At 27.4% G+C, this 26,227-nt stretch carries 22 protein-coding genes; 4 read left to right on the top strand and 18 right to left on the bottom strand.

Going from position 1 to position 26,227, the window contains the following annotated elements; all coding sequences use genetic code 11:
- Positions 1–7: 7 nt before the first annotated feature.
- From HF520_RS03070 to HF520_RS03050, 5 genes are all read right to left on the bottom strand, one after another.
- Positions 8–2,716, bottom strand: coding sequence for an ATP-binding protein (locus HF520_RS03070; RefSeq protein WP_168572625.1), 2,709 nt, complete (start codon positions 2,714–2,716; stop codon positions 8–10).
- Between the two features lie 133 nt (positions 2,717–2,849).
- Entirely contained in the window at positions 2,850–4,733 is a 1,884-nt protein-coding gene (gene selB / locus HF520_RS03065; RefSeq protein ID WP_168572624.1) for a selenocysteine-specific translation elongation factor, read from the bottom strand.
- 23 nt (positions 4,734–4,756) lie between these two features.
- Positions 4,757–6,133: an L-seryl-tRNA(Sec) selenium transferase gene (gene selA, locus HF520_RS03060; protein WP_442970749.1), complete on the bottom strand. Its 1,377-nt coding sequence runs from the start codon at positions 6,131–6,133 to the stop codon at positions 4,757–4,759.
- A 58-nt stretch (positions 6,134–6,191) separates the two neighbouring features.
- Positions 6,192–7,211, bottom strand: a complete 1,020-nt coding sequence (gene selD / locus HF520_RS03055) for a selenide, water dikinase SelD (RefSeq protein ID WP_442970748.1) — start codon at positions 7,209–7,211, stop codon at positions 6,192–6,194.
- Between the two features lie 129 nt (positions 7,212–7,340).
- Positions 7,341–7,994, bottom strand: coding sequence for a DUF655 domain-containing protein (locus tag HF520_RS03050; protein WP_243155184.1), 654 nt, complete (start codon positions 7,992–7,994; stop codon positions 7,341–7,343).
- A gap of 77 nt (positions 7,995–8,071) precedes the next feature.
- Here HF520_RS03050 and HF520_RS03045 point away from each other — a divergent pair, with 77 nt between their 5' ends.
- Both HF520_RS03045 and HF520_RS03040 read left to right on the top strand, forming a co-directional pair.
- Positions 8,072–9,361: a D-alanyl-D-alanine carboxypeptidase family protein gene (locus HF520_RS03045; protein ID WP_168572621.1), complete on the top strand. Its 1,290-nt coding sequence runs from the start codon at positions 8,072–8,074 to the stop codon at positions 9,359–9,361.
- Between the two features lie 125 nt (positions 9,362–9,486).
- A complete protein-coding gene (locus HF520_RS03040) occupies positions 9,487–9,732 on the top strand; it encodes a hypothetical protein (RefSeq protein WP_168572620.1) in 246 nt (81 codons plus the stop codon).
- Positions 9,733–9,770: 38 nt separating this feature from the next.
- Here the strand turns inward: HF520_RS03040 and HF520_RS03035 are convergent, their stop codons facing one another.
- The 9 genes from HF520_RS03035 to nadD all read right to left on the bottom strand — a co-directional run bounded on the left by HF520_RS03035 (position 9,771) and on the right by nadD (position 19,408).
- The gene (locus tag HF520_RS03035) at positions 9,771–10,601 is read right to left on the bottom strand and encodes a Cof-type HAD-IIB family hydrolase (protein ID WP_168572619.1); all 831 of its coding nucleotides are present in this window, start codon (positions 10,599–10,601) and stop codon (positions 9,771–9,773) included.
- A gap of 134 nt (positions 10,602–10,735) precedes the next feature.
- The gene (gene sdaAA / locus HF520_RS03030; protein ID WP_168572618.1) at positions 10,736–11,614 is read right to left on the bottom strand and encodes an L-serine ammonia-lyase, iron-sulfur-dependent, subunit alpha; all 879 of its coding nucleotides are present in this window, start codon (positions 11,612–11,614) and stop codon (positions 10,736–10,738) included.
- Between the two features lie 20 nt (positions 11,615–11,634).
- Positions 11,635–12,309 (bottom strand): L-serine ammonia-lyase, iron-sulfur-dependent subunit beta, encoded by a 675-nt coding sequence (gene sdaAB / locus HF520_RS03025; protein ID WP_168572617.1) that lies wholly within the window; start codon positions 12,307–12,309, stop codon positions 11,635–11,637.
- Positions 12,310–12,680: 371 nt separating this feature from the next.
- Positions 12,681–13,064 (bottom strand): RidA family protein, encoded by a 384-nt coding sequence (locus tag HF520_RS03020; protein ID WP_168572616.1) that lies wholly within the window; start codon positions 13,062–13,064, stop codon positions 12,681–12,683.
- An 88-nt stretch (positions 13,065–13,152) separates the two neighbouring features.
- Entirely contained in the window at positions 13,153–14,370 is a 1,218-nt protein-coding gene (gene ilvA, locus HF520_RS03015; RefSeq protein ID WP_168572615.1) for a threonine ammonia-lyase, read from the bottom strand.
- A 536-nt stretch (positions 14,371–14,906) separates the two neighbouring features.
- Entirely contained in the window at positions 14,907–17,327 is a 2,421-nt protein-coding gene (leuS, locus tag HF520_RS03010; RefSeq protein WP_168572614.1) for a leucine--tRNA ligase, read from the bottom strand.
- A gap of 351 nt (positions 17,328–17,678) precedes the next feature.
- Entirely contained in the window at positions 17,679–18,029 is a 351-nt protein-coding gene (gene rsfS, locus HF520_RS03005) for a ribosome silencing factor (RefSeq protein ID WP_168572613.1), read from the bottom strand.
- Positions 18,030–18,145: 116 nt separating this feature from the next.
- Positions 18,146–18,718 carry a bis(5'-nucleosyl)-tetraphosphatase (symmetrical) YqeK gene (gene yqeK, locus HF520_RS03000; RefSeq protein WP_168572612.1) on the bottom strand — a complete coding sequence of 191 codons (573 nt, stop codon included), beginning with the start codon at positions 18,716–18,718 and terminating at the stop codon, positions 18,146–18,148.
- On the bottom strand, positions 18,719–19,408 hold the full coding sequence (gene nadD, locus HF520_RS02995) for a nicotinate-nucleotide adenylyltransferase (RefSeq protein WP_168572611.1): 690 nt from the start codon (positions 19,406–19,408) through the stop codon (positions 18,719–18,721).
- Between the two features lie 234 nt (positions 19,409–19,642).
- On the opposite strand from nadD, the gene recX reads away from it, so the two are divergent.
- A complete protein-coding gene (recX, locus tag HF520_RS02990) occupies positions 19,643–20,281 on the top strand; it encodes a recombination regulator RecX (protein ID WP_168572610.1) in 639 nt (212 codons plus the stop codon).
- Between the two features lie 237 nt (positions 20,282–20,518).
- On the opposite strand, the gene HF520_RS02985 is transcribed toward recX, so the two are convergent.
- A complete protein-coding gene (locus HF520_RS02985; protein WP_168572609.1) occupies positions 20,519–21,667 on the bottom strand; it encodes a pyridoxal-phosphate-dependent aminotransferase family protein in 1,149 nt (382 codons plus the stop codon).
- Between the two features lie 305 nt (positions 21,668–21,972).
- Between HF520_RS02985 and HF520_RS02980 the strand changes: the two genes are divergently transcribed.
- Complete coding sequence (locus HF520_RS02980; protein ID WP_168572608.1) at positions 21,973–22,914, top strand: ribonuclease Z; 942 nt, start codon at positions 21,973–21,975, stop codon at positions 22,912–22,914.
- A 75-nt stretch (positions 22,915–22,989) separates the two neighbouring features.
- Here the strand turns inward: HF520_RS02980 and HF520_RS02975 are convergent, their stop codons facing one another.
- The 3 genes from HF520_RS02975 to obgE form a co-directional block, all read right to left on the bottom strand.
- Complete coding sequence (locus tag HF520_RS02975; protein ID WP_168572607.1) at positions 22,990–24,324, bottom strand: CoA-disulfide reductase; 1,335 nt, start codon at positions 24,322–24,324, stop codon at positions 22,990–22,992.
- Positions 24,325–24,549: 225 nt separating this feature from the next.
- The gene (locus HF520_RS02970) at positions 24,550–24,921 is read right to left on the bottom strand and encodes a YhbY family RNA-binding protein (protein ID WP_168572606.1); all 372 of its coding nucleotides are present in this window, start codon (positions 24,919–24,921) and stop codon (positions 24,550–24,552) included.
- 21 nt (positions 24,922–24,942) lie between these two features.
- Positions 24,943–26,223: a GTPase ObgE gene (gene obgE / locus HF520_RS02965; RefSeq protein ID WP_168572605.1), complete on the bottom strand. Its 1,281-nt coding sequence runs from the start codon at positions 26,221–26,223 to the stop codon at positions 24,943–24,945.
- Positions 26,224–26,227: the final 4 nt, after the last annotated feature.

Raw genomic sequence — 26,227 nt, 5'->3', positions numbered from 1 at the left:
ACCTTTCTTAATAATATATATCTGAAAACTCAATATTTATTTTCTCTTCAATATTATATATTGCTTTATTTTTTTGTTCTTTAAGATTATCTTGTTTATTTTTATTTAAAGTTATTATAAACTCCGTTTCCTTATTTTCTTCACTCTTAACTTCTATTTTTCCACCGTGAAGTTCTACTAAATTCTTAACTATAGATAATCCTATACCACTTCCTTCTGTATTTCTTGATAATGTCTTATCAACTTGAGAAAATTCTTCAAATATAGTATCTAATTTATCTTTTGGTATACCGATTCCGGTATTCTTTACACTAATACATGCCGAATTTTCTCTATCATATATATTTACAATTATTTCTTCATGATCAGGTGTAAACTTTACACAATTAGATAATAGATTTAACATAATTCTTTCAATTTCTGACTTATCAATAAATAAATTTATTTCTTCTGATTCTGTGTCAAATACTAATCCAATATTTTTTTTTCTCGCATATTTTTCAATCTTCATAAATAGGTCTTCAACTATTTCTACAATATTTGATTTAGATAAATTTAACCTATAGAACCCTGATTCAAGCTTAGTTAAATCTATTATGTTATTTATTAATCTTTGAAGCCTATATGAGTTTGTCTTAACTAAATCTATATGGCTATTAATATTATTATTATAGTCATTAATCTTCCCAGATTTATAAAAAGATTCTAATAATTGATTTGAACTAAATATTACATTTAAAGGCGTCTTTAATTCATGAGACATACTTGTAAAAAACTCGGTCTTCACCTTATCAGTTTCTAATCTTTCTGATAGTTCTTTTTCGACTAACTCACTTGTTTTTTTATTAGTTAAGTCTTTGATTATTAACATTATATATTTATTATTACCATCATCAGAAAACGGTATCGCATTTATTTCAACATCTATATTAACATTATTTTTAGATATAAGTTGCTTGTTTAATAATATAAAGTGTTGGTTATTTTTTATAACCTTTCTAAGATTTTTTAATAATAAAATTTCTTCATCAGAACTTAACTTAATTATATCTCTTATAGTATAGCTATCATAATCATTATTAATATTAACAATATTTAATATAGATTGATTTAAGTATTTTATATTGTAATTATAATCTAATAAACATATACCATCAGGGAGTATATCTATTAACCTTGAATATGATTCTTTTCTTTCCTTTAGTCTTTCTTCTGCTACTTTTCTTTCAGTAATATTTCTAATTACTATACTAACTTTATCTTTACTATATTTTGAATATATCATTTCTACATATATTTTTTCTCCATCTATTATATATATCTCTTCTTTTATATTTTTATCTTCAGCAATATATGTATCAATAACTGATAAATCATTTTTAAACATTTTTTTACACGCATTGTTAGCATATAATATTTTTCTGTTCTCTAGTAAAAGAATTCCATCATTAATACTTTCTAAAAAATTATCGTAACATAAGTTCATAGAGATAGTCTCTTTTTCAAATACAGTTTCTTTCGTGTTATCCATAAAAATACATAAACACCCTTCATTTTTATTATTTATTATAAAAGGTGTAAGTATTACTTTATAAAATTTAGAATTTTCACTTTCTATATTTATTTTTATCTCTTTTCCTTTATCAATAACAGTATTTACTGTTTCAAGTATCTTGTTATATTCTTTGAATTTAGATCTCAACATATAATCTATACTATAATTATTACCATCTGAAAACTCTATTTCAAATGATTTATTACTATATATAATGTCTTTATTATTAGAGAAAATAATAGTTGGATTCATTGCACTATTAATGGTTAAGCGTAATTTCTGATCATTTATATTCAAACGATCTTTTAACATTTGAGTTTTTTTCATTTCTAAAATTATCCTCTCATTTTTATAGCTTAATTTTCTAGAGTATAATTTTAGTCTTTCATTAATTTCACTTAATTCTTCATATGGCTTTTTTATATTTATGTAATATATATATCTATAAATGTAATAAATCCACATATTTGATACAAACTTACTTAACTGATATCCCCAGCTTAAATTATATATAATATAAATAGTTACCATGATAAATCTAGCTATTGTAAATAAAAGTATAATTCTAAATAAAAGATCTCTCTCTAAACTATCATCTTTTGTAGTTCTTATATTATTTCTAATAATAATAAATGTAACACATGTCAAAATTGTAATCGTACTTTCGATTATTATGAATAAATTAATACTAATATTAAAAATCATTTTTATAATAAAGCTAAAAAAGATTGAAATCATTAAGGATACAGATAATAGCTTAATAAATCTTATAAGAATTTCACCTAACTTTATTTTATTTAAACTTAAGTAGAAACTTGAATATATTCCAATAAGCTTAAGTAAATCTATAAACAAACAAAATCCATAATCAAAATAACTCAATTCAAAACTTGTATAATTTATATTAATTAATATGAATGTAACCTCTAAAATTCCTATTGTTGTACATATAATTCCTAAAAATGTAGTATTTGTATTTGGATTAAACTTAATTGTTTTACTCATAATTATTACTATAACTATTAAAAGTGCTGCATATAAGCAGTTTACAAGCAGTATAAATTCCAATTTATTTCTTACCAATGTAAATAGTACAATCATTATTGAAAAATAAATAATACTAATTCTATCAACATTTTTATTATTTATATTTATTAACATACTTTTATAAATCCCCCTAAATTTATAGCTAAACTAATTATACTATAATTAGATACATAAAATTTATTTTTATAGTAAAAAATGTCAAATTGATACATAGTTTATCTATCAATTTGACATTTTTATTTTTATGTTAATATAATACTCTTCTATCTTCTATTCTTTTTGTAATTTGTTTTCTATCAAAATGTTCTAAAATTATTAAACAGTTTTTCCTACTTGAGTTTATTAATTTTTTATACTCACCTAAGGTTATACTCTTATTATTTTCTATATAGCTTATTAATGTTTTCTTTGCCTTTAAATAATCATTTGTATCTAATACATACTTATCATCTAATAGTTCTATTTCTTCACCTATCATAGACTCTAATACTTCTTTATAATAATTATTTTTATTGCAAATATCATCTATGGTCATTATTGAAGATAATCCAGAATTCTTCAACTTATCTTTTATATTTAATTTAATTTCTTTTTGCTTACTATTAAAAGTAACTTTAAAACTACTTAAAGATACTAAGTTATTCGTTAGTTTTATTAAACTTTCATTACTAATTTTACTTATAAGTAAATCAATATCTTTATTTTTTAGATTAGAATCAATTTTACTTCTAAGTTCTTCCTTAGATATACCTTTTTTTAATCGATTTTTTTTATGGAAATCTTCTAGTAAATTTAGAATCTCTTGTTTTAAATTTTCATATTTATTTTTATGTAAGTAATAATTGTTAAATAATATAACTTCATCTTTTTTTACAAGTTCCATTATAATATCTTCAATATCACTCTCATAAAAACCAGTATATGACTTAAGTTCCTTCATTGTTATATACTTATTTTTATGTAACCTTAAATATTCAGATATAATATCTTTAGGATTTCTTTTTTCTTTAATTTTTAATGATTCTATAACTATAGGGTCAAACTTTTTGTGTTTTTTTACACATGTATCTAGGACAATCCCTCCACCTATAGTTTCCATAGGAGAATAAGTTCTAATAACAAATCTATCACCTTGTTTTGCTACAATTCCCTCCTCTAGACGTAATTGTACATATGCACTTTCTCCACTTTTTAAAATTTCTTTATCTAATAGAACAACCCTACATAAAACTTCTCTTGTCCCTTGATATAATTTAATCCTATCCCAATGCTTTAATACTTTATCGGTGTGACTTACTAGAGTAATTTTAACATCTAGCATATTTGATTCTTTTAATGAATTGCTATATGCTAGAACATCACCTCTTTTTATATCATCAACTTTTAAATTAGATATATTTATAGCAGCTCTCTGACCTGCATATACGCATTCTACATTTTTTCCATGAACTTGTATCCCTCTTATTTTTACTTTTAAACCTTTTGGATAGACTTCTAAATCATCATCTATATTAATAACACCTTCTAATAATGTTCCTGTTACAATAGTTCCAAATCCTTTTAATGAAAATACTCTATCTATATTAAGTCTAGCTGGAAAACCTTCATGTTTTTCTTCAATTTCATTACTAATATTATCTATAGTATTTATCAAATTTTTTATTCCATATCCTGAAATAGAATCAACTTCTATTATTTCCGATTTTTCAAGAAAACTACCTTTAAGCTTCTCTCTTATATCTTCTTTTACTAATTCCTTAAATTCAATATCTACACTATTACATTTAGTAAGAACTATTATTCCTTTATTTACATTTAAAAAATGTAGTATATCTAAATGTTCAATAGTTTGTGGCATTACACCTTCATCACAAGCAATAACTAATAATACTATATCAATACCTGATGCTCCTGCTAACATATTTTTTATAAATTTTTCATGTCCAGGTACATCTACTATACCAGCTCTTTTTTTACTCGGTAAATCAAAATATGTAAAACCTAAATTTATAGAAATGCCCCTTTTCTTTTCCTCTTCTAAGGTATCTGTATCTCTCCCTGTAAGTGCTTTTATAAGGGTTGTTTTTCCATGATCTACATGTCCCGCTGTTCCTATTATTATATTATTCATACTTTACCCCCTTACTTAAGAGTTTAAATTAAAGCATTTTTTATTTCTTTAGCTATAATTTCAAATTGGTTATCAAATATGGTCCTTACATCTAGTAAGTACCTATCCTCAGATATTCTTCCTATTATATGTGAGTTACTTAGCCTCAATTTTTCTTCTAATGAAGAGACGCTAATGTTATTAGGCCTTAAAGATATCAAGTATGTATTCATCCTTTCAATGGGCATAGACCCACCTCCAACTTGAGAGAATCCTTCTTCAAGCTTAATATCTATATTTAATTTCAATTTGTTTAACATATCTAAAAATTTCTTAGCTCTATCTTTTAATTCATCTAAACTATATGTAAGCATTCTTAAGGTAGGAATTTCTTTAACTGCTTTTTTTTCATCTAAATATAATCTAAAGGTAGCTTCTAAAGCTGCTATTGTAATTTTATCAACTCTTAATGCTCGAGTTAACTGATTTTTCTTCATTTTGTCTATATACTCTTTTTTTCCAACTATAATTCCAGCTTGTGGTCCTCCTAACATTTTATCTCCACTGAAGGTAACAATATCTACTCCTTTTTTTATGGAATCTAATACAGTGGGTTCATATGATAATCCATATTTAGATAGATCTATAAGTACACCACTTCCTAAGTCTTCAACAAGAGGAATATTATATTTTTTGCTTATCTTAGATAATTCATCAAGTCCTACACTTTCTGTAAATCCTAAAATTTTATAATTACTCGTGTGAACTTTCATTAAGATATTAGTATCTTCATTTATAGCTTCCTCATAATCTAAAATATGAGTTTTATTGGTTGCTCCAACTTCTACTAACTTTGCGCCACTTAAAGACATTATACTTGGTATTCTAAAAGATCCTCCGACTTCTACTAACTCTCCTCTTGAAACTATAACATCTTTATTCTTTGCTAATGTATTTAAAACTAATAATACTGCTGCTGCATTATTATTTACAATCAATACATCTTCTGCTTTTGTTAATTTTTTTATTATATCTACTAGATGAACATATCTAGAACCTCTCTGCCCAAGTTCTATATCATATTCTAAATTAGAATACTTAGATGCGATTTCCCAGACCTCTTCTTTAATACTTTCACTAAGCAAAGATCTCCCTAAGTTAGTATGTAATACTACACCAGTTCCATTAATAACATTTTTAAGAGATAGAGAATAATTAACTTTAATTTTTTTTATAGAATCTATAATTATATCTGAGTTATTAATTTCTATACCCTCATTATTTTCATCTAATTTAATAATTAACTTTCTTTTTTCATCTATAGCTTGTCTCACAGAATCTAGAACAAGAGATCTAGGATATTCATTTAATATAGATTTTAAACTATCATCTCCTAAAATCTCATCTACAGAAGGTAACATAGCAAATAGCTTCTTCTTATCCAATTATAATCACTCTTTCTTATATTAGTTTAGATATTTATCTAACAGTAATATATTTATCTCCTTTTGTTGTTACATGTCCTATTATTTTTGCTTCTATAGAACCATTATCTTTCATATCTTTTATAAGTTTATCCGCATATTTTTCTTTTACAGATATTAATAATCCACCTGATGTTTGTGGGTCATATAATATATCTCTAATTGCCGTATCTACACTATTCATATCTACATCATTTTCAATATATTGCTTATTTCTATACATTCCAGATGGTATAATTCCCATTCTTGCCATATCTATAGTTTCTTCTATTATAGGAACTTCTTTTGAATTTATATGAATACTCACATCTGAAGCTTTTGCCATTTCTAATGCATGTCCTAAAAGCCCAAATCCAGTTATATCCGTTACAGAGTTAACATCTATTTTATCAAAACTCATTGCTGCATATTTATTAAGATGAGTCATAACATTAATAACTTTTTTTTCTGTTTCTTTACTAATCAAGTCAGCTTTCATAGCTGTATTTAATATACCCACACCTAATGGTTTAGTAAGAATTAAAATATCTCCTGGTTTCGATGTAGCATTAGATAAAACCTTTTTAGGATGGACTATTCCTGATACAGATAACCCATACTTAGGCTCTTTATCATCAACAGTATGTCCTCCTACTAAAAGGGCTCCACTCTCTTTTACTTTATCAAATCCACCTTTCATTATTTGAGCTAAAACATCCATATCATGGCATGAAGGAAAACAAACTATATTCATAGCCACTATTGGTTTTCCACCCATTGCGTATACATCTGATAAGGAGTTTGCAGCTGCTATTTGTCCAAAAATATATGGATCATCTATCATAGGTGTAAAAAAATCTAAAGTTTGTATTAAGGCCATGTCATCATTTAATTTATATACTGCAGCATCATCAGCTGTCTCTAGCCCAACTAATAAGTTATTTATCTTATCACTTTCATTCTTAGGAAGTTGACTTAATACCGAAGCCAGAACCTCTGGCCCTATTTTAGCGGCTCAGCCTCCCGAAGTTGTCATTTCTGTTAGTCTTTTATATTTTTCCACAAAAAGACCTCCTTTCCTTCTTGTCATTACATATAATACCATATTTTGAGTTCATATAATTTTAATTATATAAAATTATATTCGAAACTATTTATTATTGTATCAATTTATACTTATTAAATCCTTTAAATCTTCATATTTTTTATCTCCAATTCCATTGACATTTTTAATTTCCTCAATAGATTTAAAACTTCCGTTTTCATCTCTATATTTTATAATTTTATTTGCAGTGGCTTCTCCTACTCCAGGTAATTCTTCTAATTCATTTATTTCAGCTAAGTTTATATTAATCTTTTTATTATTATTTTCACTAAAAGTATTTTCATTTATTGTAGACTCATTATTCACTATTTCCTCACCTATTTTTGGTATTATATAGTGTTCTTCATCTTTAATTTTTAATGCCATATTTATTTTGTTTAAATCTGCATCTTCTGTAGTTCCACCTAATTCTTTAATAGCATCTGCTAATCTTTTATTACTTTCTAAAGTCACTACACCTGGTTTTTTCACTTCTCCACTTATATATATAGTTATCATATTTGTATTTACATCTTTATTTAAATCAACTTTTTCAGTTTCGATAATATTTTCATTTGAGCTTTTATCTATCATCATGTCTTGTTTATCGTTTACTTCCTCTTTACTTACTACATAGACATTTTCTTCTACTAAAAACTTATTTCTGAAATAAAAAGTAAATATTATAGTAAATATTATAATTAAAAATACTATACTTTTTTTATTTTTTTTCACTTTATTCACTCCTTTTTTTTTATTATTAACTAAAATATGATATACTAAAATATAAGTTTAAAATTTGGAGGTTATAAATGAAAAAATTTCTATCTTTGCTAATAACATTTATTACACTTTTCTCTACATTTTTAAACTCAGCAAATACATCGTATGCTAACAGTGATCAACCATCAATTCCTGCAGAAGCAGCAGTTCTTATGGACTATGAAACTGGCACAGTTTTATATGATAAAAATGGAAACGAAAAGGTTTATCCAGCATCAACTACAAAGGCTTGGACTGCTTACTTAGTTTTAAAATACAAGCCAAATTTAAGTGAAAAGATAACAATTACGAAAGATCCTACTACTGAAGGTTCTAGTATGTACTTAAAAGTAGGAGAATGTTTCACTGCTAGGGAATTACTCGAAGCTTTGTTAATCCATTCTTCTAATGATGTAGCTGTAGTTTTAGCAGAATATGTAAGTGGATCAGTTGAAGAATTTGTAAAATTAATGAATGAGGAAGCAAAATCTATTGGAGCTAAAAATACACATTTTAATAATCCTCATGGATTACCTGATGAAAATCATTATACTACTGCATATGATATGGCTCTTATGGCTAGAGAATGTATGAGTAATAGTATTTTCAGAGAAATTGTTAAAATGAAATCTGTATCTTTCCCCGCAACTGAGGTTTATCCTTTTGAAAGGTATTTTGTTAATACAAATAAATTTTTAACTTCAAACGAAAAGATAAATTACAGAGGTAAAGACATTGATATTAAATATGATATAGTCGATGGTATAAAAACAGGATATACCGATGATGCAGGAAGATGTCTTCTATCAAGTGCCGTAAAAAATGATATGAGGCTTATATCTGCAGTATTTAAGTCAAATGGCAATGATTTGTATCTATCATCTAGAACTATACTTGATTATGGTTTTGAAAACTATAATAAGTCAACTATAATAACAAAAGAAGAACATTCAGGAAATAAAAGAGTTTTATTTACAAAGCAAAAAGAACTTATCTATGAACCTGAATTTTCATATAAAGTTCTATTAAAAAATGGTACGCCATCTAGTACTTACTCAGTAAAAACTAAATTAGATAAGATAAAACTTCCTGTTAAAAAAGGTGATAAAGTTGGTACTTTAGAAGTTTACAATGGCAAAGAACTGGAAACTACAATTGATCTAGTTGCAACTAATAATCTTAATAGTATTTTCGGCCCTATTGTAGAAAACAAATTAATTCGTACAATATTAAAAATTTGTATAGTTGCTTTTGTATCTATCTTTATTATGCTACTTATCATAAGAAATAAAAATAAAAAGAAGCGTAAAAAAAATATATTTAATAAAAAAAGAAGATAATTAAAAATATTATACAGAATAATTTATTTTGTATAATCATTTTTTCTTTATGTAACAGTCGTTACAGAATTATATTTTAGATTGTTATATAATATTTATTATAAATTAATTTAGGAGGAAATTATATGAGCTGTGGATGTGAAGGTATAAATAAAAATGACGGAAAAAATGTAGTTGATTTAATAAGAAGCAAGGGTAAGGAAAACTTCCCATTAAGAAATACTCATGACTTAGAATGTATTAACTGCAATAAAGTTTTTACTATGAAAACACATGTTGACAAATGTCCTTATTGTAACATGACATATGGAGTGACTCCTTGCAGCTCTCATGATAAAAACAATATAAAAGCCGCAGATATAAATTACTAATTATTTCAATAAAAAAGGTAGGTTTAACCTACCTTTTTTTAATTATTTACATTACTAATGCATACAAAATCTCTTATTGCATTTGCAACTCCATCTTCACTATTTTTACTTGTAACATAATCAGCTTTTGACTTTACATATTCATCTGCATTTCCCATAGCTACTCCAGTACCTACATATTGAAACATACTTATATCATTATAATTATCTCCAAATGCAATTATATCGCTCTTATCTATATTTAAATATTCTGATATAATCTTTACTGCGTTTCCTTTGCTAGAACCTTTTGCCATTATTTCTATATTGTTAAACCATGATTTAGTTATTTCTATACCTTCTATAAGCTTAAGTTCTTTAGTTATTTTTTCTAATATAGATATATCATTTTCTTCTACAATTATAATTTTTAATATTTCTTCTGACATAATATAATCCATTAAGTTTTTTAATGACACTAAGTTTATACCACTTTTGATAAGACGCTCTAATCTTATTTCATCCTCTTTATTATTTTCACGCTTTTTACACATCAATAATTCTTCTGAATAATATTGATAATATACATTATATTTTTCTAATATACCTAATATTTTTATGCATATTTCTTTATTAATCATATTCGAAAATATTACTTCATCATTTCTAGAATCTTTTATTAAAGCTCCATTACATGCTATTATAGGTATTTTTGAATTTAAAAATTCTATGTGAGATTTTGCTGAGCTGTACATTCTTCCAGTTGCTACAGTTACATAAATACCACTATCTAAAGCCTCTTTAAGAGCTATTTTATTATTTTCTGTAACCTCATGGTCATCTCCTAATAGTGTTCCATCCATATCTGTTACTATTAATTTATAACTCATATCTCCACTCCATTTTATATATTTATATATTTATTACCCTTTATTCATTATATCATAATTTATAGATAGTCAAATTTATTGTAGCCTTTAGTAAAAAAATAAAAGCTATCTCTATTGAGATAGCTTTTATTTTTTTATCCGAATATTTTATTAGTTAAAGAACATCCTGTACAAGTAGCAGCTACTCCACCTAAGGCAGTTTCTCTTAATTCAGCTGGTAATCCTTTACCAACTTTATACATAGCTTCTACTGTTTCATCAAATGGTATTATGTTTAATATTCCAGCTAAACATAATTCAGCAGATATTAAAGCATTTGCTACACCTATAGCATTTCTTCCTTGGCAAGGAGCTTCAACAAGCCCTGCTATTGGATCACATACAAGACCCATTACGTTTTGTAAACAATGAGATGCAGCATGTACAGCTTGCTCAGGAGTTCCGCCCATCATTTCTACAACACCTGCAGCAGCCATTGCAGCAGCAGCACCTGTTTCAGCTTGGCATCCACCTTCTGCTCCGGCAACTGTTGCATTTCTAGTTATTATAGCTCCTATTGCAGAAGCTGTAAATAAAGCATCTAGCATTTGGTCATCAGTTAAATCATATTCTTTTCCTATAGTAACTACAGCACCTGGAAGTATACCACAAGATCCTGCAGTTGGAGCAGCAACTATAAGTCCCATAGAAGCATTAACTTCCATAGTTCCCATTGCAGCTACTAAAGCTTTATTCATTAATGATCCACAAACCGATTTAGAGTTATTTCTAAATATAGTTAATTTTTTAGCTTCTCCACCGATAAGTCCACCAACTGATTTTATATCTTCTTCAACAGCTTTCTCTGTTGCTGCCTTCATTATATTTAAACTATGTCTCATTTTTGCTCTTATATCTTCTTTAGATAATCCAGAAAGCTCAACTTCTCTTTCTAAACATAATTCATGTATAGGCATTTCATACTTTTTGCACATTTCTAATAATTCTTGTCCGCTTGTGAAATTATATTTCATTGTCTCATTCTCCTTACTGTCTAGAATTTGTCTAAAACTACAGCCTTAGCTACAACTTCAAATTTAGATATTTGATCTAATATTTCTTGCTCTAATGGTTCATCTGTTTCTATAGTTACGAATGTATATTTAGATCCTGCTGGTCTATTAGTAGACATTGTAGCTATATTCTTATTGTTATGAGCTAGTAGTCCTGTTACAAAAGATACAGCTCCTGGTATATCTTTTATTTCTAATATTACTGCTGGCTTAACACCATTAAAGTCTAATGATAATCCATCCATTTCAGTAAGCTTTATGTTACCTCCACCTATAGAAGCACCTTTAATTACACTTTTAGATCCATCTTCTAAAACCATTTCCATCTTAACAGTATTAGGATGTTCATTTTCACCTAAGTCAGTTTTTATAAATTCAAATTTAACACCATTTTCTTCTGCTATGTCAAAAGAGTTTCTTATTCTAGCATCCTCTGGATCAAATCCTAATATACCTCCAACTAATGCTTTGTCAGTACCATGACCTTTGTATGTTTCTGCAAAAGAACCATGTAATAAGAATTTAACTTCTTTTACAGGCTTACCTGCTATTTTAGAAGCAGTCTTTCCAAGTCTTGCAGCTCCTGCAGTATGGGAACTCGATGGACCTATCATATTTGGTCCTACAACGTCAAATACACTATAATCTTTAGCCATTGATTTACCTCTCTTTTCTTGAATGTCATATCAAACTAATTTTGAAATCATTTTCATGATTTATAAATAAAAATCAGTTTAACATTTAATAACAAAAGTGTTTAATTTTTAATTATTATTAGCATTAAGTATATAGCTATTATTATCTATACTAGTTATTATTAATTAAATAAAAGCATCTATACATTAATTTATTATTTATTCAATCTTATATTTATATTATATATAAAAAATCATTTTTTTGGAATATATTTTTTCTTATTTTTTTATTTTTCAATTATTAGTTTACTTACTTTTTTTGAACTGTTTCATAACAAATTTAAAATGACCAGCATACACTGGCCACTTTTATATGCTTATGTTGAAATTAATTATTCTACAACAGCTATAACTTCTATTTCAACTTTAACATCTTTTGGTAATCTAGCAACTTCTACACAAGCTCTAGCTGGTTTATTTTCACCAAAAAATTCTGCGTAAACTTCATTTATTAAAGCAAACTCATTCATATCACTTATGAACACTGTAGACTTAACTACATCTGAAAAATCAGCTCCAGCTTCTTTTAATATAGCAGCTACATTTGATAAAGATTGTCTAGTTTGAGCTTTTACATCTCCTTCAACTATTTCCATAGTTTCTGGGACAAATGGAACTTGTCCAGATACAAATAGTAAATTTCCAGCTTTTATAGCTTGAGAATATGGCCCTATTGCTTTTGGCGCATTATCAGTATGTATTACTTGATGCTTCATTTTTAATTCCTCCTATAAATTTAAATATGTTATGCAACATTTTCCTATATATTATACTACCCTATAATAAAATTTGTATATATTATTTTTATAAATCTTTTATTTCAAATCCTGCAGATTCTATATCAGCTTTTATTTTTTCTATATGTGAATTATCAAATGTTTCTAAAACAAATTCCGCAATTTGTTTTCCTATATATGCTCCAGATGATAATCTAGATTGATTAGCATTTAATATATTTGCGTTATTTTCACTTATTATTTTAGTTAATTCAGAGAATCCTCCTGGTTGATCTACCATAGTTACACTGAATGAATATCTTCTTCCCTGTTTAGCAAGGCCAGTCCCTATTATTCTATATAAATTATTAACATCTACATTTCCACCAGATATTATACAAACAACATTTTCACCAGCTTTAGGAGCATACTTTCCACTTACTAGAGCAGCAGTTGTTACCGCACCTGATCCTTCAGCTACAACTTTTAAATTTTCCACTAAGTATACTATCCCATGAGCTATTTCTTCTTCTGTTACAAGAACTATCTCATCAACTAATTCTTTTATTATTTCAAAAGTTATATCTCCTGGAGTTTTGACTGCTATTCCATCAGCTATTGTTGTTGAGTTGAATGCAGTTGTAACTTTTCCTTTTTTCATAGACTCATACATTGAAGGTATATTTGCAGTTTGGACACCTATTACCTTACAATTGGGATTTAATGCTTTAGCCGCAACAGCAACACCTGCTATTAGTCCTCCGCCACCAATTGGGCATAATATTGTATCAACTTTATCATTTAATTGTTCAAATATTTCAAGACCTATAGTTCCTTGTCCTGCAATTACATACTTATCATTAAATGGATGCAAGAAAGTAGCACCAGTTTTTTGTTGTATTTCAACAGCTTTTGCATAAGCATCATCATACACTAGTCCATTTAAAACTACTTCTGCACCGTAACCTTTAGTAGCAGAAACTTTTAATAATGGCGCAGTTGCTGGCATTACTATTGTTGATTTTATTCCACTCATCTTTGCACCTAAAGCAACTCCTTGTGCATGATTTCCTGCACTAGACGCTATGACACCGTTTGCCTTTTCTTCATAAGTTAAATTTGCTATTTTATTACAAGCCCCTCTTACCTTGAATGATCCTGTTCTTTGAAGATTTTCGCATTTATAAAAAACGTTTGCATTAGTCATACTACTAAGACCTGCACACTCTAATAAATCAGTTTTTTTAACTATATCTTTTATAGTTTCCTTTGCATCTTGTATATCTTTTAATGTAACTTGTAACATAATATTACCCCCTACAGTTTATTTTTAATAGTCATTTCTTTAACATTATTTAACATTTTTATGTGTTATTTTTTCTACAAATTAATTATATTATTAACAATCAGTTTTCGTCAACATTTTTTTAGATTTATAACCTTTTTTTCAATAAAAAAACTTACCTAAAGTTAGGTATATTATATATTTAAGTTAAATATTTTAAGTTTAATTTTATTTTATCTTTTACTTTTTAAAGTGTACGTTCTCACACCTAAAGCAACAACCTACTATAAAATGATATAAACCTCATAGTGACAAATGTATTATTTACACATTCTTATTTTTCAATTTTTTTATAATTTAGAATAAATATTCAACTTCTATTTTAGAATAAATTATATATATATTTATTAGTTCACTAAAATTTTCGAAAATTATAGTAAATAACTTTTATATTTAATATTAATTTAAACTTAAAAAAATTAAATAGACATTATGTTTAAATTAAAAAATCATATCTAAAATATGTAAGTATATTTTAGATATGATTTTTATAAAAATTATTTAACAACTATATTAACTAATTTTTTAGGAACCGCAACTACTTTTACTATAGTCTTTCCTTCTACTAAAGCTTTTATTTTTTCATCAGCTATAGCTAATTCTTGCATTTCTTCTCTAGAAACATTAGCTCCAACTGTTAACTTCCCTCTAACTTTGCCATTAACTTGAACTACAACTTCAACTTCATCTTTAACTAATGCAGATTCATCGTATTTTGGCCAACTTATATCAAATATGCTTCCTTCTTTGCCTATCATAGTCCATAATTCTTCTCCTATATGAGGAGTAAATGGTGCAAGTATAGTTACTATAGTTTCTATACCTTCTTTTATAACTGCATTATTTCTATTATCTAGCTCTTTGTATTTGTACATTTCATTTATTAATTCCATTAATGAAGATATTGCTGTATTAAATCCAAATTTTTCACTTAAATCCTCTGTAACCTTCTTAAGTGTTGCATGGATTGTATATCTCATAGCTTTATCTTCTTTTGTTAATTCATCTATTTTAACATCGCTCTTAGCAATTTCTGATAATTCATCTACTAATCTATAAACTCTATTTAAGAATCTATAACATCCTTCAACACCTTGTTCTGACCAGTCTAAATCTCTTTCTGGAGGTGCTGCGAATAATACGAATAGTCTTGCAGTATCTGCACCATACTCTTCTATTATTTCAAGTGGAGAAACTACGTTTCCTTTTGATTTACTCATTTTACTACCTTCTTTAAGAACCATACCTTGAGTTAATAAGTTCTTAAATGGCTCTTTAAAGTCAACAAGTCCCATATCATTGAATGCTTTTATAAAGAATCTTGAGTATAGTAAGTGCATTATAGCATGCTCTACTCCTCCTATATATTGATCAACTGGCATCCATTTGTTAACTACTTCTGAATCAAATATATTTTCAGTATTCTTAGGATCTATATATCTTAAGAAATACCAAGAAGAGTCAACGAATGTATCCATTGTATCAACTTCTCTTCTAGCTGGCTTTCCACAGCATGGACAAGCTGTAGTCATAAACTCTTTTGAAGTTGTAAGAGGCGATTCACCTTTTCCACTAAACTCAACATCTGTTGGTAATAATATTGGTAAGTTTTCTTTTTTCTCTGGAACTACACCACAAGTATCACAGTAAACAACTGGTATTGGACATCCCCAGTATCTTTGTCTAGAAAGTAACCAGTCTCTTAATCTATAGTTAACTGTTTTCTTTCCTCTATTAATTTCTTCTATTTTTTCGATTATTTTATCAAATGCTTCAGAAGCATCCATTCCATTGAATTCCCCTGAATTTATCATTTTATTTTCTTCATCTATTACAGGTATTATTTCTAAATTATACTTCTGTGCAAACTCTCTATCTCTTTCATCATGAGCAGGAACTGCCATTACAGCACCTGTACCATAGTCAGCTAATACATAATTTGCTATCCATATAGGAGCTTTCTTCCCAGTTAAAGGATTCACTATGTACTTTCCAATAAACATACCTTCTTTTTCTACATCTGTAGAAGTTCTTTCTATTTCAGTCATAGTATGCATTTTTGCAATAAACGCTTCTACATCTTTTTCATATTCAGTTCCAGCAACTAATTCTTTTACTAACTCATGTTCTGGAGCAATAACCATACAAGTAACACCATGAATAGTATCTGGTCTAGTCGTAAATACTGTTATAGATTTATCAGTTCCATCTATATCAAATACTATTTCAGCACCTGTACTTTTTCCTATCCAGTTCTTTTGCATTAGCTTAACTTTATCTGGCCATCCATCTAAAGTATCTAAATCTTGAAGTAGTTCTTCAGCATAATGAGTAGTTTTAAAATACCATTGTTCTAAATCTTTCTTTACAACTACTGAATCACATCTTTCACATTGACCTTGAACAACTTGTTCATTAGCAAGAACTGTTTGACAAGATGGACACCAGTTAACAAAAGATTTTTTCTTATATGCTAATCCATGTTCTAAAAATTTCAAGAATATTTCTTGAGTGAACTTGTAATATTCTGGAGTAGAAGTTGCAACTTCTCTATCCCAATCATAACTAAGACCTAATAACTTTAATTGTCCTTTCATATCTTCTATGTTTTCCATAGTCCATTTATGTGGATGTATTCCATGCTTTATGGCTGCATTTTCAGCTGGAAGACCAAATGAATCCCATCCCATTGGATGAAGAACATTATATCCTTCCATTTTCTTAAATCTAGCTACGACATCCCCTATAGAATAGTTTCTAACATGACCCATATGTATTTTCCCTGATGGATATGGGAACATCTCTAATGTGTAGTAATTTGGCTTAGAAGCATCAAGAGTATCAGTTTTATATTGATTTTTCTCAGCCCAAGTTTTTTGCCATTTAGACTCAACGCTTTTGTGATTATAAACGCTCATTAATATATCCTCCTTTTATATTTTGTAAATATTCTATAAAAGTTATTTTAACCATATTTGAATAGTTTTAACTTTTATAATAAAAAAATCCTCAGTCTCTAAACAAAATTGTTTAGGGACGAGGATTAAATCTTCGCGGTACCACCCTAATTAGCCTAAAATAATAGACTCTCTTAGATAGTTTTTATGCCAACTACGGCCAAATAGTTTAATTCTAGCAAGTTCAAAGCTTAAATTTACTAGTTTCCACCACCCACTAGCTCTCTATTAAAATTTTTACTTTTACTACTCTAGCCTATTTGAATAAATTTATATTATTTATATTATTTATAATTACCTATATTAACATTATTATACTAAAGTGTCAATATCTATATATGGAGCATCTTTCCATAGTTTTTCTAAGTTATAGAATCCTCTTTGCTCTTCGTTAAATATATGAACTATTACATCACCATAATCAAGAAGTACCCAAGTTTGAGTTTCAAATCCTTCTTTTCCTCTTGGTTCAATTCCAAGCTTTGTTAGTTCATCTTCTACATTATCGGCTATTGCCTTGACTTGTCTTTGAGACCCAGCTGTAGCTATTACAAAGTAATCGCATAAGCTTGATACTGCACCTATATTTATTATAACTATATCTTGACCTAGCTTATCGTCTATTGCATCGTATATTACTTTCGTTATTTCATTTACTGTCATATTACTTCCTCTCTTTCCTAATTCTAAGCATGTTTTATTATTATACCATAAATAGTATACGCTAACTATTTTATTTTTTTGAATTATTCTATTATATTATTCTATTGTATATATTTTTATAGTGATATTCTTTTCATTATATAATTTCTTGCTATAACACTTCTAGGATGTATAAGTTGATTATTATCAATTACAAATTTTATAGTATTGTTAAAAGATAATAGTAAAGCTTCTTCTAACTTTCCACTATATGTATATTCTCTTAAAATATCTACATTAGGAAAATCTCTATCTTCTTCAATCAAGTCTGCTATATAAATTATTTTTTCTAAAATATTCATATTTTCTTTTCCTGTTGTATGATATCTAATTGCATTTAATACATCTTCATCAGATATCTCAAATTCATATTTTGCTATATATGAACCTATAATACTATGAGATAGTGCTAAATTATTTTTTTCATATTCATCTAGTTCAATATTATATTTTTTTACATAATACTTAACCTGATCTTTATCTAAATACTTAGCACAATCATGCACTATACCTGCTAAGTAAGCCTTTTCTTTATCACAATTATATATTTCACATAATTTTACTGCACAATTTGCTACATTCAATGAATGTTTCATTCTTCTTTTTGGTAGCATATCTTCTAATTTTTTATTTATATTTTCCAATGCCATTTATTCCACTCCAATTTTGTATAGATGTTTTTCGTGTATATATTTTTCTACATTTTCTGGCAATAAGTATCTTACTGATTTGCCAACCTTTAATTGTTGTCTTATATACGTTGATGATATATCTAAAGATGGAACATATACACTTATTATATTTGCATTATATTTCTTTTCTAAATTTTCAATTTTTTCTTGTGCTTCTAATACACTTATTCCCGGTCTTGTTGCTGCAATAAAAGTAGCTAATTTAAAATTCTCTTTTACATCCTTCCACGATTCTATATCACATATGGCATCAGCACCTGTTATAAAATATATATCACAGTTACTGTAAGCATCCTTTAAGTATCTAAGGGTATCTACTGTATAAGTCTTCTTGTCATTTTTAATTTCTATATCTAGAACTAAAAAATCGTCATTATTATTTGTAGATATTAATACCATATTATATCGATCGTACTTATTAGTTACATTTGATAGTTTATGAGGAGGATTTCCTGTAGGTATAAAAATTATTTTATCTAACTTATATTTATCCCTAATAAATTCTGCTGTAGCTAAATGAGCATAGTGTATTGGATCATAAGTCCCTCCCATTATACCTATTTTCATTTTTGATTTATTTTTTTTAAATTGTTCTAGTTTTATATTATTTATTTCATTTGCTTTTTTAACTAGATCATCAATCCTCATCTTCAGTCTCCTTTTTATAAATATATTATTATTGTATCATCTTCTTTATATTAATATATAGTAAATTGTATAATTTAGTATATAATCATATTTATAGTGTATATAAGCTTTAAAGTTTAATTTTAACCAACTATTTGATATTTTACCTTAATTTTGTTAAATTTCAAGATAGAAAATATATATAATACACTTTTAAACTATTATTTATCTTAATGCCTCAAAGGAGTTTTATACATGGCTATAATTACTAAAATAGAACAACAAAAAAATAATGAAGACAGAGTAAATATTTATGTAAATGGTGAATTCTTCACAGCTATATTTAAGGAACTAGTCTTTACCTTTAATTTAAAAAAAGGAGATGAAATCGATGAGAATAATTTAAAAGCTATATTAAGTGATGAAATGTATTTGAAAGCTAAAAATAAAGCTTTAAATATTTTATCTAAAGCTGACCAATCAGAAAAAAAGATAAGAGAAAAGTTATCTACTGATTTCGAGGAAAATACAATAGATAAGGTTATTGAATTCCTTAAAAGAAATAATTTCATAAATGATAACTTATTAGCACAAAAAATTGTAAATACGAATCTTAATTTAAATAAATGTGGTAAAAATAGAATCAAGCAAAATCTTTATAATAAAGGTATAGATTCATCGGCTATAAATAAAGCTATTAGTGATATAGATAGTGAAGCTGAATTTGAAAACGCTATGTACTTAGCAAAAAAAAGATATGAACGAATTAAAAATGAAGACAAAAGAAAAATTTATCAAAAACTATCACAACATTTAGCATATAAAGGCTTTAACTATGATATTATTAAAAGAGTTTTAAATAAACTTTTAAACTTTAATGAGTATGATATATAATTTGTTTGATCTTTGGAGGTTGTATTTATGAAAATTGCTATGGGTATTTTTAGTTTCTTATTAGGATTATATAACCTAAAACAACTATATAAGTTGGATAATTAAATAAAAATGGCTGTATAAATTTATTTTTATACAGCCTTTATTTTTCTTAATTGTAACTCTTATAACAATAAAAGTAAGTAAATATATGCACTATAGCTATTAAAAAAACTTCTTCACTTTAGGCTATCATTCTTATTTATAATTATAATAATGATTAAATAATTCTAATAAATCTCCATTCCCTTTAAAACCTAAAGAATTTAATCCTTTATCTATAAAATTTAATACTGGTACTATTTTTTCTAATCTAGCATTTTCTCCCATATGACCTATTCTTATTAATTTATCCGAATATTCTCCTAATGAAGTTGATAAAACAAGATTATATTCTTCTAATAAATAATTAGTTAGACTCTTAGCCCCTATGTTATATGGTATTTCTACTGCTGTAACTGTATTAGAATACCCTTCTTCTAGATATAAATTTAACCCGTAATCCTTAAATGCTTTTCTTGTTGCATAAGCGATTTTAGCATGTCTACTTAATACATTTTCTACACCTTCGTCTAAAATATTATCTATTGCTCTATCTAATCCTATTATGTCACTTATAGGCATCGTATATGGAAACCATTTATTTGTATAATAATTTTCCCAAATGGATAAATTGCAATAAAATCCTGATACTGGAGTTTTTCTGTCTTTTATAATTTTCTTAGCATCTTCACTTATACTAATTATAGTAAGTCCTGCTGGAGCAGATATTGCTTTTTGGGATCCTCCAAGAGCTATGTCAACTTCCCACTCATCTACTTTAAGCTCTTCTCCTACCATAGCAGCTACAGAATCTACAACTGTTATTATTCCATATTTTTTAAGTAAAGGACATAACTTACTTAAATCATTTAGTACACCTGTTGGTGTATCACAATGTACTAAAGTAGCGTATTTAAAATTATTATCTCTTTCTAAAAATTTTTCTAGCTCCTTATAGTTAATATCCTTCGTGTATTCTTTAGAAAAATATACTACTTCCCCACCATACATCTTTACAAAATCATCAAAACCTCTTCCAAAAATCCCATTATCAATAACAAGAACTCTATCATCTTTTTCAGTAAGAGATGCACAAGCTGATTCTAAACCTAAAATTCCCTCTCCGCTTAATATGTACACATCATTTTTTGTATTTATTATTTTTCCTATCTTATCACAAGTCTTTTTATAAAACTCAAAAAACATTACGTCTATATCCGGATTAGTAGTAGCTTTTGCTCTTGCTAACCTTACATTCTCTCTAACCTCTGTAGGACCTGGTGTATAAATAAATTTATCATTCATTATTCCTCTTCCTCCCCTTATATTTCTAATTCAATTATATCTTAATATTTTTCTTATAACACAATTTGTAAAATTTTTTAAGATTGTATCAGTACATTTTTATTGAATATTATAAATTTATAGTTTTTATTTTTAATTGAGATATCAGATATAGTTAATATTACAAAAAGCTAATCTATGAATTTATTTAATGAAAATATTTATTTATATGATTTTATTTTTTATATTTATTGCATAAGATATCTTATAACAATGTTATAATAATATAAATTTAAATAAAATAAATGTAATATAAGGAGAAAATTATGATAGATTTAATTTTGCTAGGATGTGGTGGAAATATGCCTATGCCTAATCGGTACTTATCTTCTCTCTTTATAAATTATCAAGGTAGAAAAATTCTTATCGACTGTGGTGAAGGCACTCAAGTTTCTATGAGAATGAAAAACTGTGGATTTAAAAATATAGATTTAATATGTATAACTCATTTGCATGGAGATCATACTATCGGACTTATCGGGCTATTATCAACTATTGCTAATAGTTCTAGAACTGAAGATTTAACAATTATAGGTCCTGTAGGTATAATTGAAACTATGAATGCTATTAGAGTTTTAGTTGAATATCTACCTTACAATATAAATGTTTTAGAAAATCCAGAAGGTAGTTTTGCTTTGTTAAATAAACATCTAAAAGATTTAGAAATATCAACATTAAATTTAGAGCATTCTACTGAATGCTTAGGGTATAGTCTTTATTTTAATAGAAAGGCAAAATTTAATGTTGAAAAAGCTAATTTAAATGAAGTGCCTAAAATACTCTGGCAAAAACTACAAGAAGGTAGAACTATTGAATATGAAGGAAAACTATACACTCCAGATATGGTTTTAGGAAATGATAGAAAAGGTATAAAAATAAGCTTTATTACAGATACTAGACCGATTCTTACTATCCCAGAGTTTATAAAGAATAGTGATTTATTTGTATGTGAAGCTATGTATGGAGATGATCTAGATATATCTAAGGCTGTTAAAAATAAACATATGACATTTAGAGAAGCAGCTAACTTAGCTAATTTAGGAAATGTTAAACAGTTATTGCTAACTCATTTTAGTCCATCCTTAGAAAATCCATATGACTATATTGAAAACGCTACATCTGTTTTTAATAATACAATTATAGGTGAAGATAGACTTGAGTTACATCTTAATTTTGATGATGAAAATAATGATAAAATAAAAAGGTAATCTATTATAAAATGAATACATAAAAAATAATGCAAAAGGGGCAAGTTTCCTTTTGCATTATTTATATAAAGTTAGCTACTTACTTACATTTCCTGCAACATTTAACACATCCCAAGTTCTTGCAAATGGTGGAGCATAACATAAATCTAACATACCTAATTGATTAGTTGTCATTTTTCCAAATATTGCTGCTGCTAATACATTAGCCCTTTGAACAGAATCTTTAAATCCTGCAACTTGACCTCCTAAGATTACCTTAGTATCCGCATCATATATTAACTTTACATATATTTTATTTCTACCTGGATAATAATTAGTTTGGTTAAAATCACTTATAAATTTAGCTTTATAATTTAATCCCAACTTTTTAGCTTTTTCTTCAGTTAATCCTGTAGCAGCCGCTTCCATATTCATAACCTTTATACAACTTGAAGCTAAAGACCCTTGAAAAGCATTATTAGCTCCTGCTAAGTTTTCTCCAACTATTCTTCCTAGTTTGTTAGCTCCTGTAGCTAGTGGAACAAACATATTCTCACCTGTTACAATATTTTTTATGGTTGCACAATCACCTGCTGAGTATATATCTTCTACTGAAGTTTTACCATATTCATCAACTATAATAGCACCATTTCCTAACATTTCTATACTTGTGTCTTTTAAGAATTCTGTATTAGGTTTAACACCTGTAGCTATTATGACTAAATCTGCATCTACTTCACCTTTATTAGTTATTACCTTTTCTACTTTAGTTTCTCCTACAAATTCCAAAGCTAATTCCTCTAAACGTAACTCAACATTATGAGATTTTATTTCTTCTTCTAATACATCAGTTATTTCTTTATCAAATACTGCATTTAACACTCTATCTGAAGATTGAATAACAGTTACGTTCTTTCCTAATTTTTTAGCGGCTTCAACAGCTTCTAATCCTATAAATCCTGCACCTATTATTACAACATTTTTTATTTCATCTTTGCTTAATATTTCTTTAACTTTAATACCATCTTCCATAGTTTTTAATGTTGAAACATTTTCAAGTTTAACATTTTTTATAGGAGGTATTATACTTCTTGCACCTGTAGCTATCATTAACTTATCATAAGAATCTTCGTATATTTCTCCACTTTTAACATCTTTGACTCTTATTTTTTTATCATCAGTATTAACTGCTATAACTTCTTTAAATATATTTAAATCAATTCCAGTTTCTCTAAACTTTTCTGTACTTCTAGCTATCATATTATTAGGTTCATCAAAGAATCCACCAACAAAATAAGGCAACCCACATGCTCCAAATGATACTATATCAGTTTTTTCATAAACTACAACTTCATACTCTGGCTTCATTCTTTTTAATTTTGCTGCTGCAGACATTCCTGCTGCAACTGCTCCAACTATAACAATTCTCATGTTATATCCTCCTTAAATACTATATAATTACTTTCATCAGAATGTTAATAATTTATCTTAGTTATTATATTAACATTTCCATGCATAAAAATCTATTTTTCGATTTAGTATTTTTTAAATTTATACCCAATATAAATAATTTAAATTATAAATTATCTAAAAGGGCGAGCAGAAAAATCGTATTCTACTCGCCCTAATTATATAAAAATAACCAAACTACAGAAACTATCTTCTAGCAGCTCTTTTTGTTATTTTTCCTTTTTTAGTCACAGTGTTATCTTTTACTTTTGCCTTAGCTTGCTCTTGGCCTGGGAAAAGTATCTTTGGATCTTCATTGTTTCTTCTGTATATAGTAAATTTAAAACCTATAGCTTGTACAAATTCTGCTCTTAATGCATTACATATTGCATTAGCAGTTTCTTTAGCATCAAGACCTGCAGTTTCAAGTATAGTAACTTTTACTATTTCTCTACTTGTTAACATAGCATCTAATTGATCTAAGAAACTTTCTGTTACACCATCTTTACCTATTTGAGTTATAGGCTTTAATGTGTTAGCTATTGATCTTAAATAAGCTCTTTGCTTTCCTTTTAACATATTGTCACCTCTTTATTTATCCTAGTTGTAGAATTCAAATTCAATTTCATAAATTTTAACAGTATCTCCATCTTCAATACCCATTTCTCTAAGCTTATCAAATACACCTTCTGATTCCATAGCTTTTTGGAAGTATTGAATTGATTCCATATCATCAAAGTTAACAGAGTACATTATTCTTCTAAGGGCTTTACCTTTAACAACGTATACTCCATCTTCTATTTCAACAGTTAAACCTTCATCTTCATTAGATTCGTCTAGTTCTGGTCTATACATTTCTTCTTCTGTAACTAGCTCTATATCTTCAACTTCTTTTAATAATTGAGATACATAAGCTATAACATCATCTATTCCTTGACGAGTAGCTGCTGACATTTTAAATACTTTGTATCCTCTACCCTCAAGTTCTTCTTTAAACTCTTCATATACACTTTCGTCTTCTAATATATCCATTTTATTAGCAACAACTACCTGTGGTCTATGAGAAAGTCTTTCATTATATAATTTTAATTCTTCATTTATTTTATCAAAATCTTCTAATGCATTTCTTCCTTCGTGTCCAGTGATATCTACGATATGTATTAATACCTTAGTTCTTTCTACGTGTCTTAAGAAATCATGTCCAAGTCCAACGCCTTCTGCTGCACCTTCTATAAGACCTGGTATATCAGCTAATACAAAGCTATCACCAAACTTAGTTTGAACCACACCTAAATTTGGAGTTAAAGTTGTAAAGTGATAGTTAGCTATTTTGGGTTTTGCTTTAGTTACAACTGATAAGAAAGTAGATTTTCCAACATTAGGGAAGCCTAATAAACCTACATCAGCTATCATTTTAAGCTCTAATGTCACCCATCTTTCTTCTCCATCTGTACCAGATTTCGCAAAAGCTGGAGCTTGTCTTACCGCATTGGCAAAGTGTTGATTTCCTTTTCCACCTCTACCACCTTTTACAACTACAGCTCTATCGCCTTCTTCTTTTAAATCAGCTATTACAAGACCTGTAGCTTCATCTCTTATTATTGTACCAGCAGGAACTTTAAGAACTAGATCTTCTCCATTTTTACCTGCTTTTTTCTTTTTACTTCCATCTCCACCAGATTCAGCAACGTACTTTCTTTGATATTTAAAGTCCATTAAAGTTCTAAGGCCTAAATCAACTTCAAATATTATACTAGCACCTCTTCCACCGTCTCCTCCATCTGGTCCACCAGCTGGAACATATTTTTCTTTTCTAAATGCAACCGATCCATTCCCGCCGTTTCCAGCTTTGACAAATATTCTTGCTTTATCTATAAACAAATTA

Source organism: Romboutsia sp. CE17 (genome assembly GCF_012317385.1).
Classification (GTDB): Bacteria; Bacillota; Clostridia; order Peptostreptococcales; family Peptostreptococcaceae; genus Romboutsia_E.
The sequence above is the reverse complement of the archived record's forward strand: the minus strand, read 5'-3'. Positions and strand labels throughout refer to the sequence as shown.

Bases quoted from the DNA above. Each gene is read 5' to 3' on its own strand.
- HF520_RS03070 (WP_168572625.1), bottom strand. From the start codon at position 2,716: ATGTTAATAAATATAAATAATAAAAATGTTGATAGAATTAGTATTATT.
- selB (WP_168572624.1), bottom strand. From the start codon at position 4,733: ATGAATAATATAATAATAGGAACAGCGGGACATGTAGATCATGGAAAA.
- selA (WP_442970749.1), bottom strand. From the start codon at position 6,133: ATGTTACCTTCTGTAGATGAGATTTTAGGAGATGATAGTTTAAAATCT.
- HF520_RS03045 (WP_168572621.1), top strand. From the start codon at position 8,072: ATGAAAAAATTTCTATCTTTGCTAATAACATTTATTACACTTTTCTCT.
- HF520_RS03040 (WP_168572620.1), top strand. From the start codon at position 9,487: ATGAGCTGTGGATGTGAAGGTATAAATAAAAATGACGGAAAAAATGTA.
- HF520_RS03035 (WP_168572619.1), bottom strand. From the start codon at position 10,601: ATGAGTTATAAATTAATAGTAACAGATATGGATGGAACACTATTAGGA.
- sdaAA (WP_168572618.1), bottom strand. From the start codon at position 11,614: ATGAAATATAATTTCACAAGCGGACAAGAATTATTAGAAATGTGCAAA.
- sdaAB (WP_168572617.1), bottom strand. From the start codon at position 12,309: ATGGCTAAAGATTATAGTGTATTTGACGTTGTAGGACCAAATATGATA.
- HF520_RS03020 (WP_168572616.1), bottom strand. From the start codon at position 13,064: ATGAAGCATCAAGTAATACATACTGATAATGCGCCAAAAGCAATAGGG.
- ilvA (WP_168572615.1), bottom strand. From the start codon at position 14,370: ATGTTACAAGTTACATTAAAAGATATACAAGATGCAAAGGAAACTATA.
- leuS (WP_168572614.1), bottom strand. From the start codon at position 17,327: ATGAGCGTTTATAATCACAAAAGCGTTGAGTCTAAATGGCAAAAAACT.
- rsfS (WP_168572613.1), bottom strand. From the start codon at position 18,029: ATGACAGTAAATGAAATAACGAAAGTAATATACGATGCAATAGACGAT.
- yqeK (WP_168572612.1), bottom strand. From the start codon at position 18,718: ATGGCATTGGAAAATATAAATAAAAAATTAGAAGATATGCTACCAAAA.
- nadD (WP_168572611.1), bottom strand. From the start codon at position 19,408: ATGAGGATTGATGATCTAGTTAAAAAAGCAAATGAAATAAATAATATA.
- recX (WP_168572610.1), top strand. From the start codon at position 19,643: ATGGCTATAATTACTAAAATAGAACAACAAAAAAATAATGAAGACAGA.
- HF520_RS02985 (WP_168572609.1), bottom strand. From the start codon at position 21,667: ATGAATGATAAATTTATTTATACACCAGGTCCTACAGAGGTTAGAGAG.
- HF520_RS02980 (WP_168572608.1), top strand. From the start codon at position 21,973: ATGATAGATTTAATTTTGCTAGGATGTGGTGGAAATATGCCTATGCCT.
- HF520_RS02975 (WP_168572607.1), bottom strand. From the start codon at position 24,324: ATGAGAATTGTTATAGTTGGAGCAGTTGCAGCAGGAATGTCTGCAGCA.
- HF520_RS02970 (WP_168572606.1), bottom strand. From the start codon at position 24,921: ATGTTAAAAGGAAAGCAAAGAGCTTATTTAAGATCAATAGCTAACACA.